Genomic DNA, 20434 nt, shown 5'->3' with positions numbered 1-20434 from the left:
TTATGGATTTAAGTGAACAGCAAGAACCTTTGAACTGCCTGGACAGGCTGGTTGTAAAAGTCGGTCACACCATCAGTTTTCTATTTCTGGTTAGTGCTCTCGTTATATTTTACGAAGTCATTCAGCGGTATGTGTTCGACAGCCCCACTTTCTGGGTGCACGAAACCACGGTGATGATCGGCGCGTTGTTGTTTGTGTACGGAGGCAGTCACTGCGTCGCAAAAGATAAGCACATTCGTGTCGTCATCATCTATGACGCCGTTTCTCCCAAAGTCCGACGCTGGCTTGATGTTATTATTTATGCGATGTGCTGCGTTTCTACCGGGATGTTAGCCTGGGCAGCCTGGCAAGTGCTTCTTCGTGCTGTGTTTGCTCCCAATGGCGACATTAGATTTGAAACAACGGGCAGTGCGTGGGACCCCGCTTTTCCTGCTTTCATTAAAATCACCCTCTTTCTCATTCTTTGCCTGATGTTCATTCAATTTGTTTTCCGATTAATCAACAAACTGACTCGGGGGTCGCATGTTTGAACTCTCTGCCATCGGTATTGAATGGGGCAGCCTGTTATTGCTTGGCATGTTGCTCGTGCTGTTGCTTCTTGGCATGCCATTGAGTTTCGTGACCAGTTTTGTCGCCATGTTCTTTCTGCTGTTCTGGATTGGACCAAAAGCCACACCACTGCTCGCCAGCCGGATCTACGCCTTTATATCCTCCTACGTCTTTATTGCCGTGCCCATGTTTGTCTTGATGGCGGCGATACTTGATCGGTCGTCTATCGCAACCGATCTGTTTAACGCCATGAGGTTGGTTTCAGGTCGCCTGCGAGGTGGTGTCGCCATCCAGACACTACTGGTTGCCGTGTTGCTGGCTGCCATGTCTGGCATTATTGGGGGTGAAATCGTATTGCTCGGCTTGCTCGCACTGCCGCAAATGCTAAAGCAAAAATACGATCCAAACTTGGCGATAGGAACCGTCGTTGCTGGTGGTGCATTAGGCTCCATGGTGCCGCCATCCATTGTACTGATTATTTATGGATTGATTGCCAACGTTTCGATCAGTGATCTCTTTACGTCTTCATTTGTACCTGGATTCATGCTGGCATCCATGTATGTGGCATATGTTCTGGTGCGCGCTTACAGCAATCCTTCGGTTGCACCTATCGCCTCTGATCAGGAGCTCGAGGCGCCATTAAGAGAGAAACTGGTCGCTTTCAAAGGCGTGATTCTTCCGGTTCTCGTCGCCTTTATGGTCTTGGGTTCTATCTACTCTGGTATCGCATCAGTAACCGAAGCCTCTGGTTTGGGTGTTATCGGGATCCTGATTTCTACCTGGGTGCGTAAAGAGCTCACATTCAAACTCATTAAAGAAAGTACGATACGAACGCTCGAAACCGTTGGAATGATCATCTGGATTGGTATCGGAGCGTCCATTCTGGTTGGGGTTTACAACCTGATGGGTGGGATTCGGTTTATTGAATCGCTAATCCTTTCATTTGGTGATGGCGAGCCGATTTACATCCTGTTCTTGATGATGGGTATCTTGTTCATTCTGGGCATGTTTCTGGACTGGGTAGGCATCGCCTTACTGACCCTCCCTATTTTTGTGCCGATCATCAATCAAATCGGATACGACCCAATCTGGTTTGGGGTGGTGTTTTCACTCAACATGCAGCTTTCTTTTCTTACGCCTCCTTTTGGTCCTGCCGCCTTTTATCTTAAGTCGGTCGCACCTCCTGAAATATCACTAGGGATGATTTTCAAAGCCGTGGTTCCTTTTATCGCGCTGCAAATTGTCGCTCTGGTTTTATTGATCGTATTCCCCGAATTAGCACTTTGGTGGCGGTCATGAGTTTTTCTACCATTTCTAATCAACAGAGAGGTAATCTCTATGCTGAACTTTCAAAAAGCCATTGGTGACCGCTGCGATCTAGCAGAGGGATGCTGCTGGTGCGATCAAACAGAGTCCTTTTTCTGGATAGACGTGACTCGATCTTTGCTGTTTCAATATAAACTGTATGAAGAAGAACTGGTTACCTTCCCCACACCTGCGCCACCTGTTAACACCTTGCCTTCCGAAGATCCCGACAAGTTACTGGTCACCCTATACGACGGCTTGTATCTGCTCGATTTAAAGCAGCGCGAATGGGTACTTTGGACTGAAATTGATTCTGATCCGTTAAATCGGATGAATGATGGCGGTGTCGACAGAAATGGCAATATCTGGCTGGGTTCGATGCAGAAAAACATCGCCGATGATGGCAGCCCTCTTGATATTGGTGCAAACGGCAACTTCTTCTCTATGGTGAACAGACACACCATTCGCAATCATCAGACGCACATTGGCGTATTCAATATGATGGTGTTCTCACCCGATGATAAATGGCTGTATTTTGCTGATTCAATGAAGAGTGAAATCTATCGCGCTCCTTTCCATGCGCAAACAAGCTCGATCGGATCACCTGAAGTGTTTTCTAAACTTGGCGACAGTTATGGAGTGCCCGACGGCGCTGCCATGGATAGCGAAGGACATATCTGGAGCGCCAGATGGGACGGTTCAGGCATTGCAAGATTGACCCATTCTGGCGAGTTAGAGACGCTGTACAAGGTCAACACGTCTCGCCCTACCAATGTGTGCTTTGGAGGGAGAGATATGAAAACCCTGTTGGTTACGACTGCCGCCTATCTGTTGGAGGGTGACGAACGAGCGGGAGAAATTCAGCTTTATCACAGTGACGTCGCAGGCTTGCCTACCTATCGGGCGAACATTCCAAACTGGTCCCGGTTACAGAGAGTCTGAGATGAATAAGAAAAAACCTCAAAATACAGACTCCCGCGCATTGGCGTGGGAGTTTGGCACTATTAGTGTGCAGTCGATGGGCGCTATGATCGGACCAAGTGTTTTCATTCTACCCAATGGGAAACAGGTAAACCCTTTCTACATAGCGCCCTGGCATGGCGAAGAAGTTGGAGATGAAGTGGATAACCTCACCAGACATTTAAGGGGGGAATGGCCGTGCGTGCCTTTTGGCTACCCAATGCCAACCGAACACTTTCCCAAAACGTGGCGCGATATTTTAGACGAGCACGAATCGATAGATTTTGTTCATGGCTATGGTTCTCATCACAACTGGACTTTCGAGCCATCAGAAGACAACGAAATTTCCATGTACATAGACTACCCCAGCGACCATGATATCGCCCGGCTGACCCGTACTTTACGACCCGATCCTAACGCTCCCGCGGTGGATCTTCGTCTTGGCATTCAAGCCAGACGCCCTACTTGCCAGCCTGTGTCGCTGCATACTTGCCTTAAGTTACCCAACCAACCTCAAGGAGCAAAAATAGTCCCCGGAGAATTCACCAGGGGACACACACATCCATCTATCGTGCTGCCAGGGTCTCAGCAATTTCAGCCGGACAGAACCTTTCTGTCTCTTGAGGAGGTGCCTCATATTCTGGGTGGAAATATTGATGCGTCCCGCGTTCCATTTAAAGAAGACATAGAAGAAGTAATGCAACTGGAGAAGACAGATGGCAAAGCCGCGTTACACCATATTGAAGAAGACTGGATGGTGACCTTGGATTGGGACTCTGACGTACTGCCAGATCTGTTACTTTGGTATTCAAACCGAGGGTTTAAAGCAGAGCCGTGGAATGGACGCAATGTCTGTTTAGGAATGGAACCAGTTTGCTCACCTTTTGGCTTGTCTCCGAATACCGCTCAAATCGCTAACCCTTACCAGCAAAAAGCATCGCCAACTTGCGTTTCTTTGAGTCCAGACTCCACGCTTTTCATCGACTATCGTATTGAAGTTAAACCACTCGAAAAGCTCAAACTATAAATGATTCGCATTCTCCAGCCACTCCAAACTCAATGCTAACCTCAAGATTTCATTGATAATATTACCAGTTGGGCAAATATGCCCGATTGGTGTAAATGACGTATTTCTAGATTTCAATATTCCCCATCTTTGGTGCAAATTTTATATTAAGGGAATATGAAACGGTAAAATATGCAACTGAGTTCTGCTAGCTTTCGCACTTGATTAAACCAACCCACCTCAACGCTGTTTTTATGAAAGATAGTTTTACCACGTGCCTCCGCTAAACAAGGACAAGCAAGAGGTTATCTTTCTATGAGGTGAACTTTGTATTTGACTTAAATTGAGTGGAAATCAATCAAATATGGAAGCTTCAATCCATCTTCGCAAGCTGTCGGCAAAAAGCGATCATGTAGCTTTGCCCTGGATTCATCAGTTCGAACTTATCTCAAAACAATATCCTGACAATAAAGCCATTTTAAACCCAGCAGGAGAAAGCTACAGCTACCGGGAACTCGATTCAAAAGCGAACCGGCTAGCAAATTACCTGCGTGAAGAGCTAGGACGCCTTTCTCCAGGTCACCGTAAACATGTGATTGCCCTGTGTACATCACGCACCAACATAGAAGTTGCCACCGTTTTTGTGGCGGTTTTAAAACTGGGGGCTGCCATCCATCTGGTGGAACCCAAACTAGGGGCAGAAGTAAACACTAAACGGCTGCATAAGATTGCACCCGATATCATTCTTCTGGACGATGAAAACGCCAACCTAAGCTCGCATTTCTCTGGCTTTAAAACGCTATTGCTTAGTGAGCATGAGTCTGACATATCTCAAACTTCCGACGAATCGGTATCGGCTGTTGGTGCAAGGCACGACGCCTGCGTGTTCTGCAGCTCTGGCACCACAGGGGAACCGAAAGTCATCTCTATGCCAATGCTCCCTCTTTCAAACCTGACTCGCACGGGTAACGAGGAGCTAAAACTCAACCACGAAGCCCGAATCATACAACTGGCTCGACGCAACTTTGATGCGGTAGTGCATGAGTTGGCGATTGCGTTGGGTAACGGAGCCTGTCTGGTCCTGATCGATGAGCAGACAATGTTCTGTCATATGGGATTTATCGACTTTATCCATGACTTTCATATCACCCATATCACGATTACCCCATCCCACGTCAGCCACCTCCTTCAGACTCATGAGGGTAACCCGAACCCCATTTTTGCTCCTGTTAATACGATTATGCTGGTCGGTGAAGCATTCAGCGACGATCTTCCGCATAGGTTGGCTAAAGCGGGCGTGTCTCGCATTGTGAATGGCTACGGTCCGTCAGAAGCTGGGATCTGGGTGATGAGTGCAGTTCTTTATGATGAAAGCATTTCTAGCGAAGTCATCCCCACTCACTTGGGTAAGCCGATTCGCGGTGTAGACGCCAGAGTCATGCACTTCGATGAAAACACTCAACATTGGCATCTTTGCCAACAGGGAGAGAAAGGCGAATTATTGGTGAGTAATCGCCTTCAGAACGTCTATAAAGATCAGAAAAACAACCAGTCGCGATACATTTACATTCCGGATCCGGTAACAGATAACATTGAGTGCTTCTACCGGACTGGCGATATTGTAGAGATAACGTCTAGCGGAGAACTGGTGTTTGTGGGCAGGCAAGACAACCAGATCAAACTTTCTGGACAATTGGTCGTGACTGACGAAGTTGCCAATCAACTTAAGGATGCGTGTACTGCTCTCTTTGGTGACCGAGCCATTGATATTTACATTGCTGTAGAAAGAAACTCCAAAGGGACACCCACATCTCTGACGGCATATCACACCGCGCATGATCCGGAAGACGCCAACGACATTGCCTGTCAGTTAAGTGACTATCTGGTTAGCCAGATACCGCCTTACATGCATCCAAAACGCTACGCTTGGATGGAGAGTTTTCCCATTAAGGTTGGAGGTAAACTGGATACGCAAGCTGTTATCAGTCACGCTCAAGATTCAAAAATCGCTCTGGAACCACAAACCCTCCCTGAGACCATTACGCAACTGGGTATCGCCAGTATCTGGCAGCATGTTCTTTCTATTAGCGACCAGATTTACCTTGAACACAGCTTTACGGACTTGGGCGGAACGTCCTTGCAAACACTGTCGATGCTGTCTGAGGTTAACCGGGAGTTCAATACGAAAATTAAAGCCGATACCCTAATGAATAAGGATACGCTTGCTGATTTGGCTAATGCTGTAGAGCAGGCAGTTCGCAATCCTGAAACAGGGAAAATTGTCCCACCTGAAGCGGTCAATTCGCTCATTGAAATGCAAACAAGCACGAGCGACCACTATCTATTCCTCGTTCACCCAGGTGATGGTCACGTTCAGGTGTATCACAAGCTGGTGGGCCTGATTTCTGAAAACGTAAACGTATATGGGTTAAGGGCTCCGGGCGCGGAATCGGACGAAGAGATCGCCCGATTCAGTGTCAATGAATACGCTCAGCGTTACGCCGACTTGATCGTAGAACAGCAGCCAGAAGGTGATATTTCTATTCTGGGTTACTGTGCTGGCGCCCCGATTTCGATTGAAATTGCTCGCATCCTTGAAAGCTATGGCAGGAAAGTCGGTACGCTTGCACTGGTTGACCTCCCTAACGGCTACCACAAGAGAGAAAACACTGATATCGCTCAGGGGCTAACTACCTTCTTCCGCCAGATGTACGGGTTGAACACCAGCGCTGAGGAACTTCGAAATCACAGCATGACCCCTGAAGACCAATTTGAATTGCTGTTCGATCAAGCAGTAACGGCAAGGTTGGTAGAAGCTGATCAATACCAGCTCCTGCGCGACGCTCTTAATGGTGTGATGTACGAACCGGAACAAGAAGACCCAGTCGAGACAATGCACCTTTTCTTTAAATACGCCTTTAAGCTGGACGTGGATATAGAAAAGCTGGCGCAGTACGAAACAGACCTGGAAAGGCTAAATTACGTAGTTGGTGAGGGTCAGAAGCTCAACCTATTCCCACCAGCTCTAACTGCGGATTATTTTGCCCGTCTGCTCGCGATGGAGAACACCACTAAAGATGCCGTTCATGGTTATGTTCCTGAGCCCCTGAGTATCCAAGGTAATATTCTTTACCTGCACGCCAGCCCAAGCATTGAAAACCCTATGGCCTGGTACCCTAACCCAGCGACCTGGCATGACGACCTGCCAGGGATGGAAGTCCTGAATCTGAAAGGTGATCATTACTCTATCGTGCGCGAAGAAGAGGATATGAAAGATCTGATACAGCAAGTTTCAGAGCATCTGGACTTTGAATTGAGCTAACTAACCTGAACTCTGGATAACTTGAGATCTACAACATGAAAGACGATGGATAACCCATCGTCTTTTTTGCCTCTAGTGAAAACGTCAAGGTTCCTCGATTCGCTGATTACAGTATTCTCGCAACTATTCCCTGAAAATTTAGACCTTCTTGAGCAGAACCAGAACAGATAACGATCTCATACAAATGTATTTTGCCCACGTACTCAGTGTCATCCCATTCTTGCACTTTTAGTACCATTCTTAATTAAGTCTTCTTTTGTCTCTATTCCAGTCTAAATACGGTATTTTGCTGTTTCATTTATGTATATCTATGAAAACTTAAAGATTTTGCTGCGATCAAAATCAAACACTGGTTAATAATGATTTACACAGAAATGTAATCGATTGCATTATTACACCCGACCTCACACCTTTGCTTGCTGCGCTGGGGTTAAGGAGCCTTTTTAGGCTCCTTTTTTGCGTTTATCGACAAAAATATTTGTGTAACAGAAATCATCGAAAATCACCCAAGATTTATTAATCACCTTTAACAACGGATGAACTCGTTTTTCTGGATAGCTACGTACTTGAAAAATGTCAGTGAAATGGATCTATTCACCGAAAGGTTTATTGGAAGCTAACAAAATATATTTAGTTATAGTGCATTATGATATAGATGGGTGCTTTAAATTCATGAAAATCCACTTACTCGGAGACATGGATACGGATATACATTTCAGGAACTTTATATTTGAAGCGCATACCTTTCTTAAGACCCTTCTTACCTACTTTGCAGATCTTTTTGTCTCCTGCATAACGTATGCGTTTAATGTAGGCATACTTTCCCTTATGCTCCATTTCAATCATATAGTTACAGTATCCCTGCAAGGGCTTTCTATAACGTTTGATTGATCTCTCGACTCGTTTTTTGATTTTCTCGGCAACTTTGTTGGTATGTGAATCATCGGCAATTGCCGCACCACTAATACCACTGAACATAAAAGAAATAAGTAAGGCTCTAAGGATCATGCTTCCCCCTTTCACTGCAGAGAAACTTACGCTTTTTGAAGCTATTGACCTAACTCACAAAAGTCGAATTACGATCCGCTTCGTGTTGTTAGCCTGGGGCTTGCAAGGGTTTTATAAAAGATTTGAACCAAGCTGATGAGTATCACCAACTTGGCATTGTGATTATGCGGACTTTTTAGAAGAGTCGATTTTGAATCCTTGGTGAGGGAACACATTACGGATTCTTTGCTGAATTTTATTTGGGATGGATTTAGTAAAAGTCAGCCTTGCACCATTTCTTGTCGTATAGACTTTGATTACACCGGAAAATGGATTTTTATGAGCGATTTCAAGGCAATTATGTTTGAAGCCTGCTGGTAAATGCCCTTTGTGGCTGCTCAGCTCCCCGTCCTTGAATTCCATTTTCAGTTTTGGTCGATCGACACCTACTAACCAGAAGATGACAACGGCAGCGACCAGTAATAGCCATAACATGCTTGTCTCCTATATTAATCTGAGAGCAGTTTGCTCAAGTCCTCTTTCAGGCTGCTTACTTTCTTGCTCGCCTTCTCACTGCGCGAAGCTTCACTTAGCAGGTATTCAATGGCATCTGACAAAGTACAGCCTAACTCGTTAGCGCGGTTGGACAGTTTTTCCCACACTCGATAATCAAGATCGATGGATTTCTTTTTCGTATGAACCTGCTCAGCGTTGAAATGTCTCTTTCGTTTTGCCCGAATAGCCTGTTTCATCTTGTTATCGAGCTCAGGCGACATATGCCTTTCGATCCACTCAAGAACAAACGTCGGTTCATGTTCAATGCGTTTTAACTGCTCTATGGCTTGATCTGCTTCGCTGGAATCAATGTGTTTCGTAACCGCCTCACCATCTTTCCATTTCTTAATGAGATACTGCCATTTCCAACCACATTCGAGGTTTTCAAGCTGTTGATATTTCATGAACCTGTCCTTAACGTATGCCTGTGTGACAGCGTAACCCAGAACATGCCAAAATACAATCTTATAACGATCACACTTTGCCCTAACATCCTTCTGGTTTTGTCGATTTTAAGCTCAAAAGACTTCCACTTTTTTAGTGCAGTCGTACGGCTATTCGCTAACTATGTCTGTTTTAAAAATCAAACTGTTGCAGTTTGAGCAATTAATTCCTTTTCAACACTGCATCTTCACGTTGTTTGGGTATATACTTTGGCTCTTTTAAATTTACGAAACACAAAAAATGCAGCAAACTTGGCAGAAAGTTACTCCTCAATACGATGCGTATCATGCGCTTTTCGAACGATTTGAAACCATCCCTTCACAATCCTTCATCGCAATGCAGCCGCGCGTCTCTTCTGCCTTGATCCGCTTTGATAAACTTAGCAACTTAACCCGTGTCCTTCTAGTTAACGCTCCCGACAACGCGATATACCGCCAAACATTAGTCGCTTCGTTTCAAGAGTTACAGCGTATCGGTGAGATCGAAAAAAAACCGGTAGTTAAAACCGAATCTCTTGATAGCAAAGTACTTTTCGGGCGCTTTGAATCTAAAGACGGAGAAGTGACAAGAGTTGAAGAAGGTTTGCTGCAACAGGCAAATGGCGGCTACCTGATTGTGTCTGCCAGTCTTCTTTTTGCTAGCTTTTCTAACTGGGCAAAGCTTAAATCCGCTCTATTGGGTGAGTCCTATTCACTCGAGCCCACTTCATCAAAAGCTCTGGTCGATGAGATCCCAACTCGTCACGTTGATGTAAAACTGGTAATTGTTGGAAACCGTAGCCAAATGAGCGACCTTGATTACATGGACGCAGACATTGCTAGCGGATTCTGTATGTTTGCCGAGATTGAAGCAGACTCAAGAATCTCAGACGAGTCTATGGAGAGATACCTAGGTTACGTTCGATCTCTGACAACGGAATTCTCACTGCCTTCTTTATCTGTGTCAGGTATTGAAGAGTTGCTTCGTGCGGGTGCTCGTGAATGTGAGGATCAACAATTCTTTCCACTTGGTCCCCTTTGGCACAATACTCTGTTGAGTGAAGCCGCCGTTGAATCAGGTGGGAAAACAATCGAAGCCACACACATCAAGGCATCCCTTGCGAAAAAACGCTACAGCGAGTCTTACCTGCCGAATCGTGCTTTAGAAGACATTTTGGATGGTCAGGTCGTTATCGAAACCAAGGGAGAACAGATCGGTCAGGTTAATGGTCTGACGGTTGTGGATGTTGCCGGTCACCCTATTTCCTATGGTGAGCCTGCCCGTATCTCCTGTGTAATCCACTTTGGTGATGGCGATATCTCGGATGTCGAACGCAAAGCCGATCTAGCGGGTAACCTTCATGCGAAAGGCATGATGATCATGCAGGCTTTTGTTAGCCGCGCACTGGAACTTGAAGAGCCACTGCCTTACTCTGCCTCTATTGTGTTTGAGCAATCGTATTGCGAAACGGATGGCGATAGCGCCTCTCTTGCTCAGCTATGCTCCTTCTTAAGCGCATTGGCGGAGCAACCAGTGAATCAGCAAGTAGCTGTCACTGGTGCCGTCGACCAATTTGGTCGTGTACAGGCTGTAGGCGGCTTAAACGAAAAAATAGAAGGCTTCTATGATGTATGTGCTCATCAGGGCTTAACTGGTGGCCAGGGCGTGATTTTGCCCCTATCCAACCTGAAGCATCTGGCTCTTAAAGATGAGCTGGTAGAAGCGATCAAAGAGAAGAAATTCCACATCTGGACAGTGGAATCCGTAGACCAAGCGTTACCACTTCTGACGGGCAAAGAGTTCCGTGGCGAAGGCGAAGATACCATTCTTGCAAAGATTGAAGAAAGGCTTGCCGGGTCAGATAAACCGGAGCATAGTAATCGTTTGATTGATAGAATAAAACAGTGGTTCGACCATAACTGATCCGACTTGTTTGGCGTACACCTGTTCACTAAGATGCCCCTACGTATTTTTGGAGTAATAAACAATGCAAAACAAACGTGAATCATACAATCGCGAAGAACTTCTAGCGTCTAGCCGTGGTGAGTTGTTCGGTCCTACTGGTCCTCAACTTCCAGCGCCAAACATGTTGATGATGGATCGTGTGACAAAGATGTCTGAAACTGAAGGTGCTTTTGGTAAAGGTCGCATTGAAGCTGAATTGGATATTACTCCAGATTTGTGGTTCTTTGATTGCCACTTCCCAGGTGACCCAGTAATGCCAGGTTGTCTTGGCTTGGATGCGATGTGGCAGCTAGTTGGATTCTTCCTTGGCTGGATTGGTGGCGAAGGTAAAGGTCGTGCTCTTGGCGTAGGTGAAGTGAAATTCACAGGTCAAATCCTGCCAACTGCGAAAAAAGTCACATACGAAATCGACATGAAGCGTGTTGTGAACCGTAAGCTGGTTATGGGTCTTGCAGATGGTCGTGTTCTAGTTGATGGCAAAGAGATCTACGTAGCGAAAGATTTGAAAGTAGGTCTGTTCCAAGACACTTCTGCTTTTTAATCACCCCAGATTCTAAAATACAGTGGCTTGCCCACTGTATTTTTTGATGCAATATATTTAGTTATAGTGCATTAAATGGTTTTAAAAAGACCCCTGTCTTAGGGGTCTGTGAGGAAATGGGTGGTTATTTATAGAGACCAGCTTGCTTGTCATCTCTGGCATCACGCCAACCGCCTAGCCAATACGATTTCGCGTCCATCTGCTGATAGGGGCAAGCCTCCTGAGATCGACCATTCAGACCCGCTTTGTATCCTTGAGATTGAGCTCTTTCAAGGCGATCACGCTTCTGTCTCTTCATAGTACAGTCCTCATACAATGTAAATCGTTATCTTACTACTGTTACTTTTAGATGGAGTTTTTATGACTCCGGTATTAAGAATCGTCCAATCGAACTCGATCCTCAAGGCACAAAAAAGGCATGGATCCAATTTTGTGAACCCATGCCCATTATTAACAATTAATTTATTTACGGCGGAAACTAATTAGTGATAGGGCTGCTAAAAGTAAGATCCCTACCCCTGCACCTTTGCGTTCAACTGGATCTTTATCAGCCGATCTTTGCTGAATATTGGCAGCCGTTGCGCCGTTAATCGGAGTAAGTTTAACAGAAACAAGCTTTTCCGTTCCGTCACATGAAGCGTTGTGGCTCGTGGTTTTGTAACCACCAGCACACATCATTGCGGAAGCAGAAATAATGCCAGCATTGTTAATGTCATTGGCATCGATGATCCGGAACTGGTTATTATTGCCACCCACGGATCCATCATTAGTTAGATCATCCAACCACCACGCGCGATTTTGGAAAATACCAGAGCGGTTTCCTGTAATGCCGGTTGCTGCATATGGGAAAATAAATCCGCGTTTGCGTCGGATCTTTCCATCCACTTCACGAACGTTTTCCGCGTCGATGCGCCCAACGATTTCGTTGAAATCGTTCACTGAACGCATATCACCACCAGCACCAGCAAAGAAGATTCCTCCAGAAAGGTACGTCGCAGATGGGCTGCTGGAAGAAGCATTTGCAACCCATAGTCGGTTGTTCAGTGAGCCCTCCTCAACAGGAACATCCGTTCGGCTACGTTTGTAATCGTAATTACCGCGTTTTGTGTTGCCGATCACTAAAAGGTTTTGGTTCACATCGGTAGCCACGGAGTTGTGGTAGATGTAACCATCAGGATTCAGAGTGGTACCACTGATTGCCTTCGTGCTCCAACCGTTGATTTCACCTCCGGTATCGAACGTTGGCAAGAATACCGCCGCTTCAGGAAGCATGTCCGAAGAGTTTTTGCGGTTGTAATACCCTACCAATACTGGCTTGTTCGAATCGTTTGGATTGATTGTCGCTGCCCGCACACTTGCCTGATAGGACTGAGTACCTGTAGACGTGTCTGTCACCTTAGAGACAGTAATCGCTCCGGTGTTTGTCACATCCCAAACTACAGCCTGATTGTTGAATCGTAGATTCTGACACTGCGCTTTAGTATGCGGATCAGATACTGTTTCACAATCCGACTTATCACCGAAGATGGAGAAAGCAGAAGATCCAACGACGTATTTCTTGCCGTTGTACTCAAATGAATCAAAGGCGCGAGTTACACCCATGGTATCGAGTGGTTGTGACGTCACGATAGGCTCAAGCGCGGTTGTGCCATAAAAGCCGCGGCTTTTGTACTGGCGCGCAAAGTTGCTGCTGCCCGTATGCATATAGCCACTGCTGGAGTTCCCAATCGCGGTATCGCCGTCAAAGTTATTCACGACGATTTCATTTGTGCCTGTAATGTTTCCAGACACCTCAGAGATTAATGATACGCCACCTGTAACGAAGGCTTTGGTGTTGTTGTTAGCCGCAGTAAATGGTGTTGACCAGCTGAAAGAGTTCAGAACGCGGCGCGCACCGCCTGAATCGTTAGTACCATAGAAGAACCTGTCTGCCCACGCTTCACAAGTGTTGTAGCGAAGGTTGTAGTCACAGTACTTACGGTATTCGTCGCGGTTGCTAGTTTGGTCGACAAATCTGAATCGATTATCGAACAGAAAGTCCATTTCATCATTGATCCACTGACCTGCTTCACCAATACGTCCACGAGACGCGACTTTCGGATTAGCAGAAACGCAGTCTTCAGTAAAACAGTTAGTCACTGTGCTAACTTCGCTGATTGCTGAACCGAAGTTTTCATTCTGAGACTGCTCTACAACTTCAATGTTATACAAAGCAGCCTGTGCAGACGTGGCACCGATAACCAGTGACGCTATCGCTGAAAGTTTAAATACTTTATTACGACTCATATTTCTTTCTTATTCCTGTTGCATCGCTTCGAGCTCTTCCCAGCGCTCAAAGGCAATTTCTAATTCCTGTTCCGCAGCGGACAATCTATCCAGTACAGGCTGAGTCTCATCCACTGACTTGGCGAAAAAGTCAGGATCGTTAACGTTTGCCTGCAAATCTTCGATCTCTTGTTCCAGATCTTCTAGTCGTTGCGGTAAGGCTTCAAGCTCTCGCTGTAGCTTATACGATAACTTCTTAGGCTTGTTACGAGCCTGAGACTTTTTGGGACTTTCCTCAACCTGTTTATCTTTTACTGCTGGTTTTTCAACCTCTCGGACCGCTTTAACTTGCAGACGTTGTTGCTGGGCATCGTGATAGCCACCAACAAACTCTTCTATTTTGCCGTTACCTTCGAAAATCCAACTGGTCATCACTGTGTTGTCCACAAACTGACGATCGTGGCTGACTAACAACAATGTACCCTGATAGTTGGCAAGCAAATCTTCCAAAAGTTCCAGAGTTTCTATATCCAGGTCGTTAGTTGGTTCATCTAGCACCAATAAGTTGTTCGGACGCAGGAAAATGCGAGCCAGTAATAAGCGGTTTTTTTCGCCCCCGGACAAAGCTTTCACCGGAGTCCGGGCACGCTTTGGTGAGAAAAGGAAATCTTGCAGGTAGCTTAATGCATGTCGTTGCCTGCCACCCACCATCACTTCTTGTTTGCCATCAGCCAAGTTGTCGATAACCGACTTCTCTGGATCCAGGATTTCACGATACTGGTCAAAATACGCAACTTCTAACTTAGTACCACAATGAAGACGTCCGGATTCGGGTTCTAAGTCCCCTAGCAGCAACTTAAGCACCGTACTCTTGCCACAACCGTTTGGACCAATCAAAGCAATTCGGTCGCCGCGCATGATGTTGAAGCTGAAATCATCAACGATCTTGTTGCCTTCAAAGTTAAAGTTGACGTTTTGGGCTTCAAATACGATTTTTCCTGAACGAGCTGCATCGTCAATCTGAATATTGGCTTTGCCCTGCACTTCTCGGCGTTCACTTCGCTCTTTGCGAAGCGCTTTTAACGCTCTGACACGCCCTTCGTTACGTGTGCGTCGCGCTTTAATGCCCTGACGTATCCAAACTTCTTCCTGCGCCAGTTTTTTATCGAATTCTGCATTCTGCATTTCTTCAACACGGAGCATCTCTTCTTTTTCGACCAGATAATTCTCATAGTCACCCGGGAAGCTGGCAAGCTGCCCACGGTCAAGATCAACAATTCGCGTTGCCATCGACTTAATAAACGCGCGGTCGTGCGAAATAAAGATGATAGAACCACGAAAATCCTTCAGGAAACCTTCAAGCCACTCAATGGTGGTAACGTCTAGGTGGTTGGTAGGCTCATCTAAAAGCAGTACGTCTGGATCACAAACCAGAGCCCTCGCCAGAGCAGCTTTGCGCTGCCATCCGCCCGATAAATCGGTGAGTAGAGTGTGCCCATCAAGCTTTAACGCCGCCAGAACGTTCTGAATACGGTCTTCGAATCGCCAGGCACCAGAGTGTTCAAGGGATTCCTGCGTCTTCGCAAGCTTGTTGATGTTCTTTTCACTTGGGTCCTTAGCAACCAGATCGAGCAAATCCTGGTAGATCTTAAGTTGCTTACCCACTTCAGCTAAGCCTTCAGACACATAATCGAAAACTGTACCTGTTTCGTTGCGCGGCGGATCTTGTTCAAGGCGTGATACCACTACGTCTTGAGTAACCTGCATCTTGCCATCGTCGAGAAGAATGTCGCCCGCCAACACCTTCATTAGTGTTGACTTGCCTGCCCCGTTACGACCAACCAGACAAACACGTTCGTTTTCTTGCAATGCAAAGTCTGCATGATCCAGTAATGGGTGGTCGCCAAAAGCCAGCTGACCATTATGAATGGTGATTAATGCCATGTTTGTCTAACCATTGTTGTAATTGTGGTAAATCAAAAGGCCAACCTAACTCAGATTCGCCTGATTCAGAAACAGAAATGACAGGAATTGTGACCCCGTAACGTTGAAATAACTCTTCGTCGAATGCGATATCGATGATTTCAACATGGCTGGTTACCCCAGCCTGTTTAAGAAGGTCATATGCCATCTCACAGAGATGGCATCCTTCTGTGCTGTAGAGAGTTATCACACCTTATCCTTGATGAGTGATGATCCAGCAATTGTGAATGTGCTTGTTACGCGCGAAATCCAGTGGCAAGGTCTGCGAAGAAATGTTTTCAGCCCTTAACCCAAGTTCGTTGAGTGCGTCCACATCCATTTTGAAATGACGCTTGTTGTTTGAAAAAACGATGGTTCCGTTACCACGTAACAGACGCTTTAGGTTTTTCATTAATTGAATATGATCACGCTGAACATCGAATGACTGCTCCATGCGCTTAGAGTTAGAGAACGTTGGCGGATCGATGAATATCAGATCAAAGTCTTCTTCCGCCTGCTCTAACCACTGCAGACAGTCCGCCTGAATGAATTCGTGCTCGTTGCCACCCACGCCATTGATGTTCAGGTTCTCCTGAGCCCATTCGAGATAGGTTTTCGACATGTCGACAGTTGTTGTAGATTTTGCTCCACCACAAGCGGCATGAACGGTTGCAGAGCCGGTATAAGCAAAAAGATTAAGGAAATCCTTACCCCCTGCCATCTGACCTAGTTTGCGACGTGTAAGCTTGTGATCCAGGAACAACCCGGTATCGAGATAGTCGTGGAGGTTTACCAGTAGTTCTACGCCATACTCGGTTACCTGCATGAACTCCGAATCCTGACTCAGCTTCTGATACTGGCTGCTGCCTTTCTTCTTCTCTCGGACTTTAAGAACAACGTTGTTTGCCTCCACGCCTGTAACCTGAATGGTTGCGCGGATCATATCGGTTAGACGACGTTTGGTTTTCTCTTCAGGAATGTTCTTAGGGGCAGCATACTCCTGAATCACAACATGATCCTGATAGATATCGATCGCTGCGTTGTATTCAGGTAGATCCGCATCGTAGACACGATAGCAGTCCAGTTTTTCTTTACGCGCCCACTTACCTAGCTTACCCAGGTTTTTCTTAAGGCGGTTTGCGAAATCAGGCGCAATCAGAGTCTCGCTGTCTGCTGCTTTAGCTGTATCACCCGGCGCACGGTCTGAGATGCTATAATTTTTTTGGTGACACTGTAACGCACCGTTATTCAATTTGAACTGCTTGTCAGCTCTCATTCGCAAACAACTCAGTAATTCATCTGAAGAGGAGAAGATGGACGCTTTGCAACCTCCGAATTCAGTCTTAAGTTGACCACCAAAGGCTGTGTAAAGTGCGATTAGACCTGGGTGAGTACCCAAACGCTCACCATACGGCGGGTTAGAGACAATCACGCCGTTATCAAACGATCCCGGGCGCTTGATCTGAGCCGCATCTCCTTTCTCGAAGTGAATCAGAGACTCTACACCCGCACGTTTCGCATTTTCACGCGCTGTTTTCAGAACGCGGGTATCGTTATCAAAGCCATAAAACTTAGATTCCACCTTTTTGGTGCCTCTGCGCGCTTGTACATTCGCTTCAGATTTGATCTCAGCCCACGTTTCCGGTTCAAAGTCTTTCAGTGATTCAAAACACCAGTATTTGCGGTGAACACCAGGTGCCATATTGGCAGCAATCATTGCGGCTTCAATCAGTAATGTTCCCGAGCCACACATAGGGTCTAGCAAAGGCATGCCTTGCTCCCAACCACAACGCGAGATAATTGCCGCCGCGAGCGTTTCACGTAAAGGGGCACGACCAGACTCAGTACGATAACCTCTGTGATGCAAGCCGGATCCCACCATATCGAAGCCCACCAGCGCTTTGTCTTTGAATAGACGCACATGAACACGAAGATCTGGTTGATCTTTGCGGATCGACGGACGAGAAAGGTTTTTCTTGTTAAAGGAATCAACGATTCCGTCTTTAACTTTTAACGCACCATACTGACTGTTGCGAATCTCTCTATTTGTACCATTGAAATCCACAACAAACGTCTTGTTGCTATCAAAGTGAGAAGCCCAATTCACAGCGGTCACAGACAGGTATAAATCCATGTCGTCCTGACAATTGAATTCAGCAAGTATGCGAACGAATCTCGAAGCTAACCTACTCCATAAACAGACGCGGTAAATTTGAGCATTGGTTGCTTTGAATTTCACACCTGCCTGTACAGGTTTTGGATCGCTAATCCCTAGCGTTTTAAGTTCGTCAACAAGCAGGTTTTCAAGTCCGTTAGAAGTGACGGCTAAATACTGATTCATACTGGTCTTTTAATAACAAAAATGAGCTCAATTATACCTGACCTAACTTGGCAGGCCGAACCCATTATGACGAATTATTCTCCCCATCCATTCAATTGACCACTTTTCCATCAAAAACCAGCGAGCCATAACATAATACTACGCTAATTAAGTTGGTAAGTACTTAGTGACAATATAGTTGACGTTAAATAAAGGGTCGTTTAGATAGTGAATACTTATTCGAGTGTTTTTTGGTATATACCAGAACTAATTGAGAGCTGAAAGTTAACTACATTCAGGCTTAAAATGGGAATTTTTAGATGAAAAATCGAACGTTAATCCCCAGATTTGAGGAAATATGGAAGGAAAAAAATATTTGATGCGGTTCAAAGTTCTCAAATTTGAGCTCAATTTTTACTCAACTTGATGAAGAACTAGATAGGTATTTGTAACGAACGGTTGGTGGTGAGCAAGCAAAAAAAGAGCTGTTGGCAATGCCAGCAGCTCAAAGGAACGATTTCATTAGGGATGTAAAAACGCGTTTTAGCCTACCAGAGCTATTGGCGCATAGTTGTCGAATACTTCTGCCCTAGCTATGCGGTCATGCATGACTTTGACAGACTGACAAAAACTTAAGGATTTCGAAGACGTCAACTGGAATCCATCTAACTCTACCGAAGCACAGACACTCGCGTTGTCGCAAACTTCAACCACCATAAACAGACCGCTGTTCAACTCATTCTTCAAGTGGACCAGCTCGCCTTGTGAAGGAGCGTATCCCCCACCTTGGTGATCGAAGAACCAGCTCTTAGGTTGAACAGGTTTATGAAAACGATTTGTGGCAACACAATTAAGAATAAGTTGAGCTTGTCTAGGCTCACTCAGAGGCAAAGTGCTTACAGATTCCTTGAATTGCTGGAATACGGATGCGTCGTCGACAGAAAACTCGCTGTCTTTAAATGCACAATCCACCAGAAATTTTTGAGGAATTTCTACTTTGAAGGCCATGTCTCCATCAAGCCCTAATACCAGGGCGCTTACTTCGTTATCAAAGTACCACTTCCAGTTGTCGCTTGGTTTCAACATGTCCTGTCTCTTTAATCTTTATAGTGATCAGTAAGTTAGATTTCAGCCTACTTCACTAAAATCCATTTACTCATTTATTCTACAAAGCGATCGACAAAAAAAAGGGGAAAACTCCCCTTTCATTTTTGTGAATATGATGTGATTTTCAGAAGAAAATTTATAAGTTTTTCACTATATCTCTGACCAGACCAGGACCTTTATAGATAAAGCCAGAATATACTTGCACCAAAGACGCACCAGCCATAAGTTTTTCTTTGGCTGCAACGTACGAGTCGATACCACCCACACCAATGATTGGCAGTTTGTCGCCTAACTCTTCGTGTAACTTGCGAACAACTTCTGTGCTTCGAGACTGAACAGGACGACCACTTAAACCACCCGCTTCATTTGCGTGTTTCATCCCATCAACAATAGAACGGTCAAGTGTGGTATTAGTTGCAATTACACCATCGATTTTATTCTTCAATAGCGAATCACAAATTTGTACGATTTCATCATCGCTTAGGTCCGGAGCAATTTTCAGAGCTAGCGGTACATACTTACCATGTTTGATTTCCAGTTCCGCTTGCTTGGATTTCAGATCCGAAAGCAATTCGTCCAATGCTTCACCGTATTGCAACGAACGAAGTCCCGGAGTATTTGGTGAGGAAATGTTCACAGCAATGTAGCCCGCGTACTGATACACTTTTTCCATACAAATCAGGTAGTCTTCACTTCCCTTTTCGATCGGCGTATCTTTATTCTTACCTATGTTGATTCCGATGATTCCATCGTAAGTTGACTTCTTCACATTTTCAACAAGGTGATCAACCCCCATGTTGTTAAAGCCCATTCGGTTAATGATGCCTTCAGCTTCAACCAAACGGAACAAACGAGGTTTGTCGTTTCCAGGTTGTGGACGTGGTGTGACCGTTCCAACTTCAACAAAACCAAAACCCATCGCACCAAACGCATCAATACACTCACCATTTTTATCCAGACCTGCCGCTAAACCGACTGGATTTTTAAAAGTAAGTCCCATGCATTCGACTGGACGATTAGGAAGTTGCTGACGATAGAAAAGATCGAAAGGTGTGCCGTTGAAACGTTTGAAGTTTTCGATAGCGAGATCGTGTGCCTTTTCGGCATCGAGTTGGAAAAAGCCAGTTCTGGCTAGACGGTAAAGCATTGTGCCTCCGAAAGAAAAAA

17 protein-coding genes are annotated in these 20434 nt (G+C 45.6%); 7 read left to right on the top strand and 10 right to left on the bottom strand.

All coding sequences use genetic code 11. The features are described 5' to 3' along the window. Positions 1–2 precede the first annotated feature (2 nt). The 5 genes from QMG91_RS08330 to QMG91_RS08310 all read left to right on the top strand — a co-directional run bounded on the left by QMG91_RS08330 (position 3) and on the right by QMG91_RS08310 (position 7142). Complete coding sequence (locus QMG91_RS08330) at positions 3–530, top strand: TRAP transporter small permease subunit (protein WP_281830249.1); 528 nt, start codon at positions 3–5, stop codon at positions 528–530. Continuing rightward, entirely contained in the window at positions 523–1848 is a 1326-nt protein-coding gene (locus QMG91_RS08325) for a TRAP transporter large permease (protein WP_022592609.1), read from the top strand. Before QMG91_RS08330 ends, QMG91_RS08325 begins: the two co-directional genes overlap by 8 nt. Before the next feature lie 39 nt (positions 1849–1887). Further along, on the top strand, positions 1888–2796 hold the full coding sequence (locus tag QMG91_RS08320; protein WP_281830246.1) for an SMP-30/gluconolactonase/LRE family protein: 909 nt from the start codon (positions 1888–1890) through the stop codon (positions 2794–2796). A 1-nt stretch (position 2797) separates the two neighbouring features. After that, positions 2798–3841 (top strand): hypothetical protein, encoded by a 1044-nt coding sequence (locus QMG91_RS08315; protein ID WP_281830244.1) that lies wholly within the window; start codon positions 2798–2800, stop codon positions 3839–3841. Positions 3842–4184: 343 nt separating this feature from the next. Further along, entirely contained in the window at positions 4185–7142 is a 2958-nt protein-coding gene (locus tag QMG91_RS08310) for a non-ribosomal peptide synthetase (protein WP_281830242.1), read from the top strand. A gap of 684 nt (positions 7143–7826) precedes the next feature. Here QMG91_RS08310 and QMG91_RS08305 read toward each other — a convergent pair. The 3 genes from QMG91_RS08305 to matP form a co-directional block, all read right to left on the bottom strand. Next, positions 7827–8150 (bottom strand): hypothetical protein, encoded by a 324-nt coding sequence (locus tag QMG91_RS08305; protein WP_281830240.1) that lies wholly within the window; start codon positions 8148–8150, stop codon positions 7827–7829. A 162-nt stretch (positions 8151–8312) separates the two neighbouring features. Next, on the bottom strand, positions 8313–8624 hold the full coding sequence (locus tag QMG91_RS08300; protein WP_281830238.1) for a DUF3634 family protein: 312 nt from the start codon (positions 8622–8624) through the stop codon (positions 8313–8315). Positions 8625–8638: 14 nt separating this feature from the next. Next, positions 8639–9088, bottom strand: a complete 450-nt coding sequence (gene matP, locus QMG91_RS08295) for a macrodomain Ter protein MatP (RefSeq protein WP_004409182.1) — start codon at positions 9086–9088, stop codon at positions 8639–8641. 280 nt (positions 9089–9368) lie between these two features. Between matP and QMG91_RS08290 the strand changes: the two genes are divergently transcribed. Both QMG91_RS08290 and fabA read left to right on the top strand, forming a co-directional pair. Then, positions 9369–11030: a Lon protease family protein gene (locus QMG91_RS08290; RefSeq protein WP_281830235.1), complete on the top strand. Its 1662-nt coding sequence runs from the start codon at positions 9369–9371 to the stop codon at positions 11028–11030. A gap of 64 nt (positions 11031–11094) precedes the next feature. After that, a complete protein-coding gene (gene fabA, locus QMG91_RS08285; RefSeq protein ID WP_004409178.1) occupies positions 11095–11613 on the top strand; it encodes a bifunctional 3-hydroxydecanoyl-ACP dehydratase/trans-2-decenoyl-ACP isomerase in 519 nt (172 codons plus the stop codon). Positions 11614–11737: 124 nt separating this feature from the next. Here fabA and rmf read toward each other — a convergent pair whose 3' ends face one another. From rmf to pyrD, 7 genes are all read right to left on the bottom strand, one after another. Then, positions 11738–11911 carry a ribosome modulation factor gene (rmf, locus tag QMG91_RS08280; RefSeq protein ID WP_004409177.1) on the bottom strand — a complete coding sequence of 58 codons (174 nt, stop codon included), beginning with the start codon at positions 11909–11911 and terminating at the stop codon, positions 11738–11740. Positions 11912–12075: 164 nt separating this feature from the next. Continuing rightward, entirely contained in the window at positions 12076–13899 is a 1824-nt protein-coding gene (locus QMG91_RS08275; protein ID WP_281830232.1) for a DUF3466 family protein, read from the bottom strand. A 9-nt stretch (positions 13900–13908) separates the two neighbouring features. Beyond that, positions 13909–15822, bottom strand: coding sequence for an ABC transporter ATP-binding protein (locus tag QMG91_RS08270; protein WP_281830230.1), 1914 nt, complete (start codon positions 15820–15822; stop codon positions 13909–13911). Further along, entirely contained in the window at positions 15800–16051 is a 252-nt protein-coding gene (locus QMG91_RS08265; RefSeq protein ID WP_080927975.1) for a glutaredoxin family protein, read from the bottom strand. The genes QMG91_RS08270 and QMG91_RS08265 overlap by 23 nt, the downstream gene beginning before the upstream one ends. A 3-nt stretch (positions 16052–16054) precedes the next feature. Beyond that, complete coding sequence (gene rlmKL / locus QMG91_RS08260; protein ID WP_281870229.1) at positions 16055–18181, bottom strand: bifunctional 23S rRNA (guanine(2069)-N(7))-methyltransferase RlmK/23S rRNA (guanine(2445)-N(2))-methyltransferase RlmL; 2127 nt, start codon at positions 18179–18181, stop codon at positions 16055–16057. Between the two features lie 522 nt (positions 18182–18703). After that, complete coding sequence (locus QMG91_RS08255) at positions 18704–19246, bottom strand: cell division protein ZapC (protein ID WP_281830223.1); 543 nt, start codon at positions 19244–19246, stop codon at positions 18704–18706. Between the two features lie 157 nt (positions 19247–19403). After that, positions 19404–20414, bottom strand: a complete 1011-nt coding sequence (gene pyrD, locus QMG91_RS08250; RefSeq protein ID WP_281830222.1) for a quinone-dependent dihydroorotate dehydrogenase — start codon at positions 20412–20414, stop codon at positions 19404–19406. Between the last annotated feature and the right edge of the window lie 20 nt (positions 20415–20434).

This window comes from Vibrio nigripulchritudo, assembly GCF_027924785.1.
Lineage (GTDB): Bacteria > Pseudomonadota > Gammaproteobacteria > Enterobacterales > Vibrionaceae > Vibrio > Vibrio nigripulchritudo.
This window is presented reverse-complemented; position numbering and strand designations above follow the sequence as displayed.

Excerpts from the sequence above, each read along its gene's own strand:
- QMG91_RS08320 (WP_281830246.1), top strand. The coding sequence starts at position 1,888 with ATGCTGAACTTTCAAAAAGCCATTGGTGACCGCTGCGATCTAGCAGAG.
- rlmKL (WP_281870229.1), bottom strand. The coding sequence starts at position 18,181 with ATGAATCAGTATTTAGCCGTCACTTCTAACGGACTTGAAAACCTGCTT.
- QMG91_RS08315 (WP_281830244.1), top strand. The coding sequence starts at position 2,798 with ATGAATAAGAAAAAACCTCAAAATACAGACTCCCGCGCATTGGCGTGG.
- QMG91_RS08255 (WP_281830223.1), bottom strand. The coding sequence starts at position 19,246 with ATGTTGAAACCAAGCGACAACTGGAAGTGGTACTTTGATAACGAAGTA.
- QMG91_RS08290 (WP_281830235.1), top strand. The coding sequence starts at position 9,369 with ATGCAGCAAACTTGGCAGAAAGTTACTCCTCAATACGATGCGTATCAT.
- QMG91_RS08270 (WP_281830230.1), bottom strand. The coding sequence starts at position 15,822 with ATGGCATTAATCACCATTCATAATGGTCAGCTGGCTTTTGGCGACCAC.
- QMG91_RS08305 (WP_281830240.1), bottom strand. The coding sequence starts at position 8,150 with ATGATCCTTAGAGCCTTACTTATTTCTTTTATGTTCAGTGGTATTAGT.
- matP (WP_004409182.1), bottom strand. The coding sequence starts at position 9,088 with ATGAAATATCAACAGCTTGAAAACCTCGAATGTGGTTGGAAATGGCAG.
- QMG91_RS08330 (WP_281830249.1), top strand. The coding sequence starts at position 3 with ATGGATTTAAGTGAACAGCAAGAACCTTTGAACTGCCTGGACAGGCTG.
- QMG91_RS08325 (WP_022592609.1), top strand. The coding sequence starts at position 523 with ATGTTTGAACTCTCTGCCATCGGTATTGAATGGGGCAGCCTGTTATTG.
- QMG91_RS08310 (WP_281830242.1), top strand. The coding sequence starts at position 4,185 with ATGGAAGCTTCAATCCATCTTCGCAAGCTGTCGGCAAAAAGCGATCAT.
- pyrD (WP_281830222.1), bottom strand. The coding sequence starts at position 20,414 with ATGCTTTACCGTCTAGCCAGAACTGGCTTTTTCCAACTCGATGCCGAA.
- fabA (WP_004409178.1), top strand. The coding sequence starts at position 11,095 with ATGCAAAACAAACGTGAATCATACAATCGCGAAGAACTTCTAGCGTCT.
- rmf (WP_004409177.1), bottom strand. The coding sequence starts at position 11,911 with ATGAAGAGACAGAAGCGTGATCGCCTTGAAAGAGCTCAATCTCAAGGA.
- QMG91_RS08275 (WP_281830232.1), bottom strand. The coding sequence starts at position 13,899 with ATGAGTCGTAATAAAGTATTTAAACTTTCAGCGATAGCGTCACTGGTT.
- QMG91_RS08300 (WP_281830238.1), bottom strand. The coding sequence starts at position 8,624 with ATGTTATGGCTATTACTGGTCGCTGCCGTTGTCATCTTCTGGTTAGTA.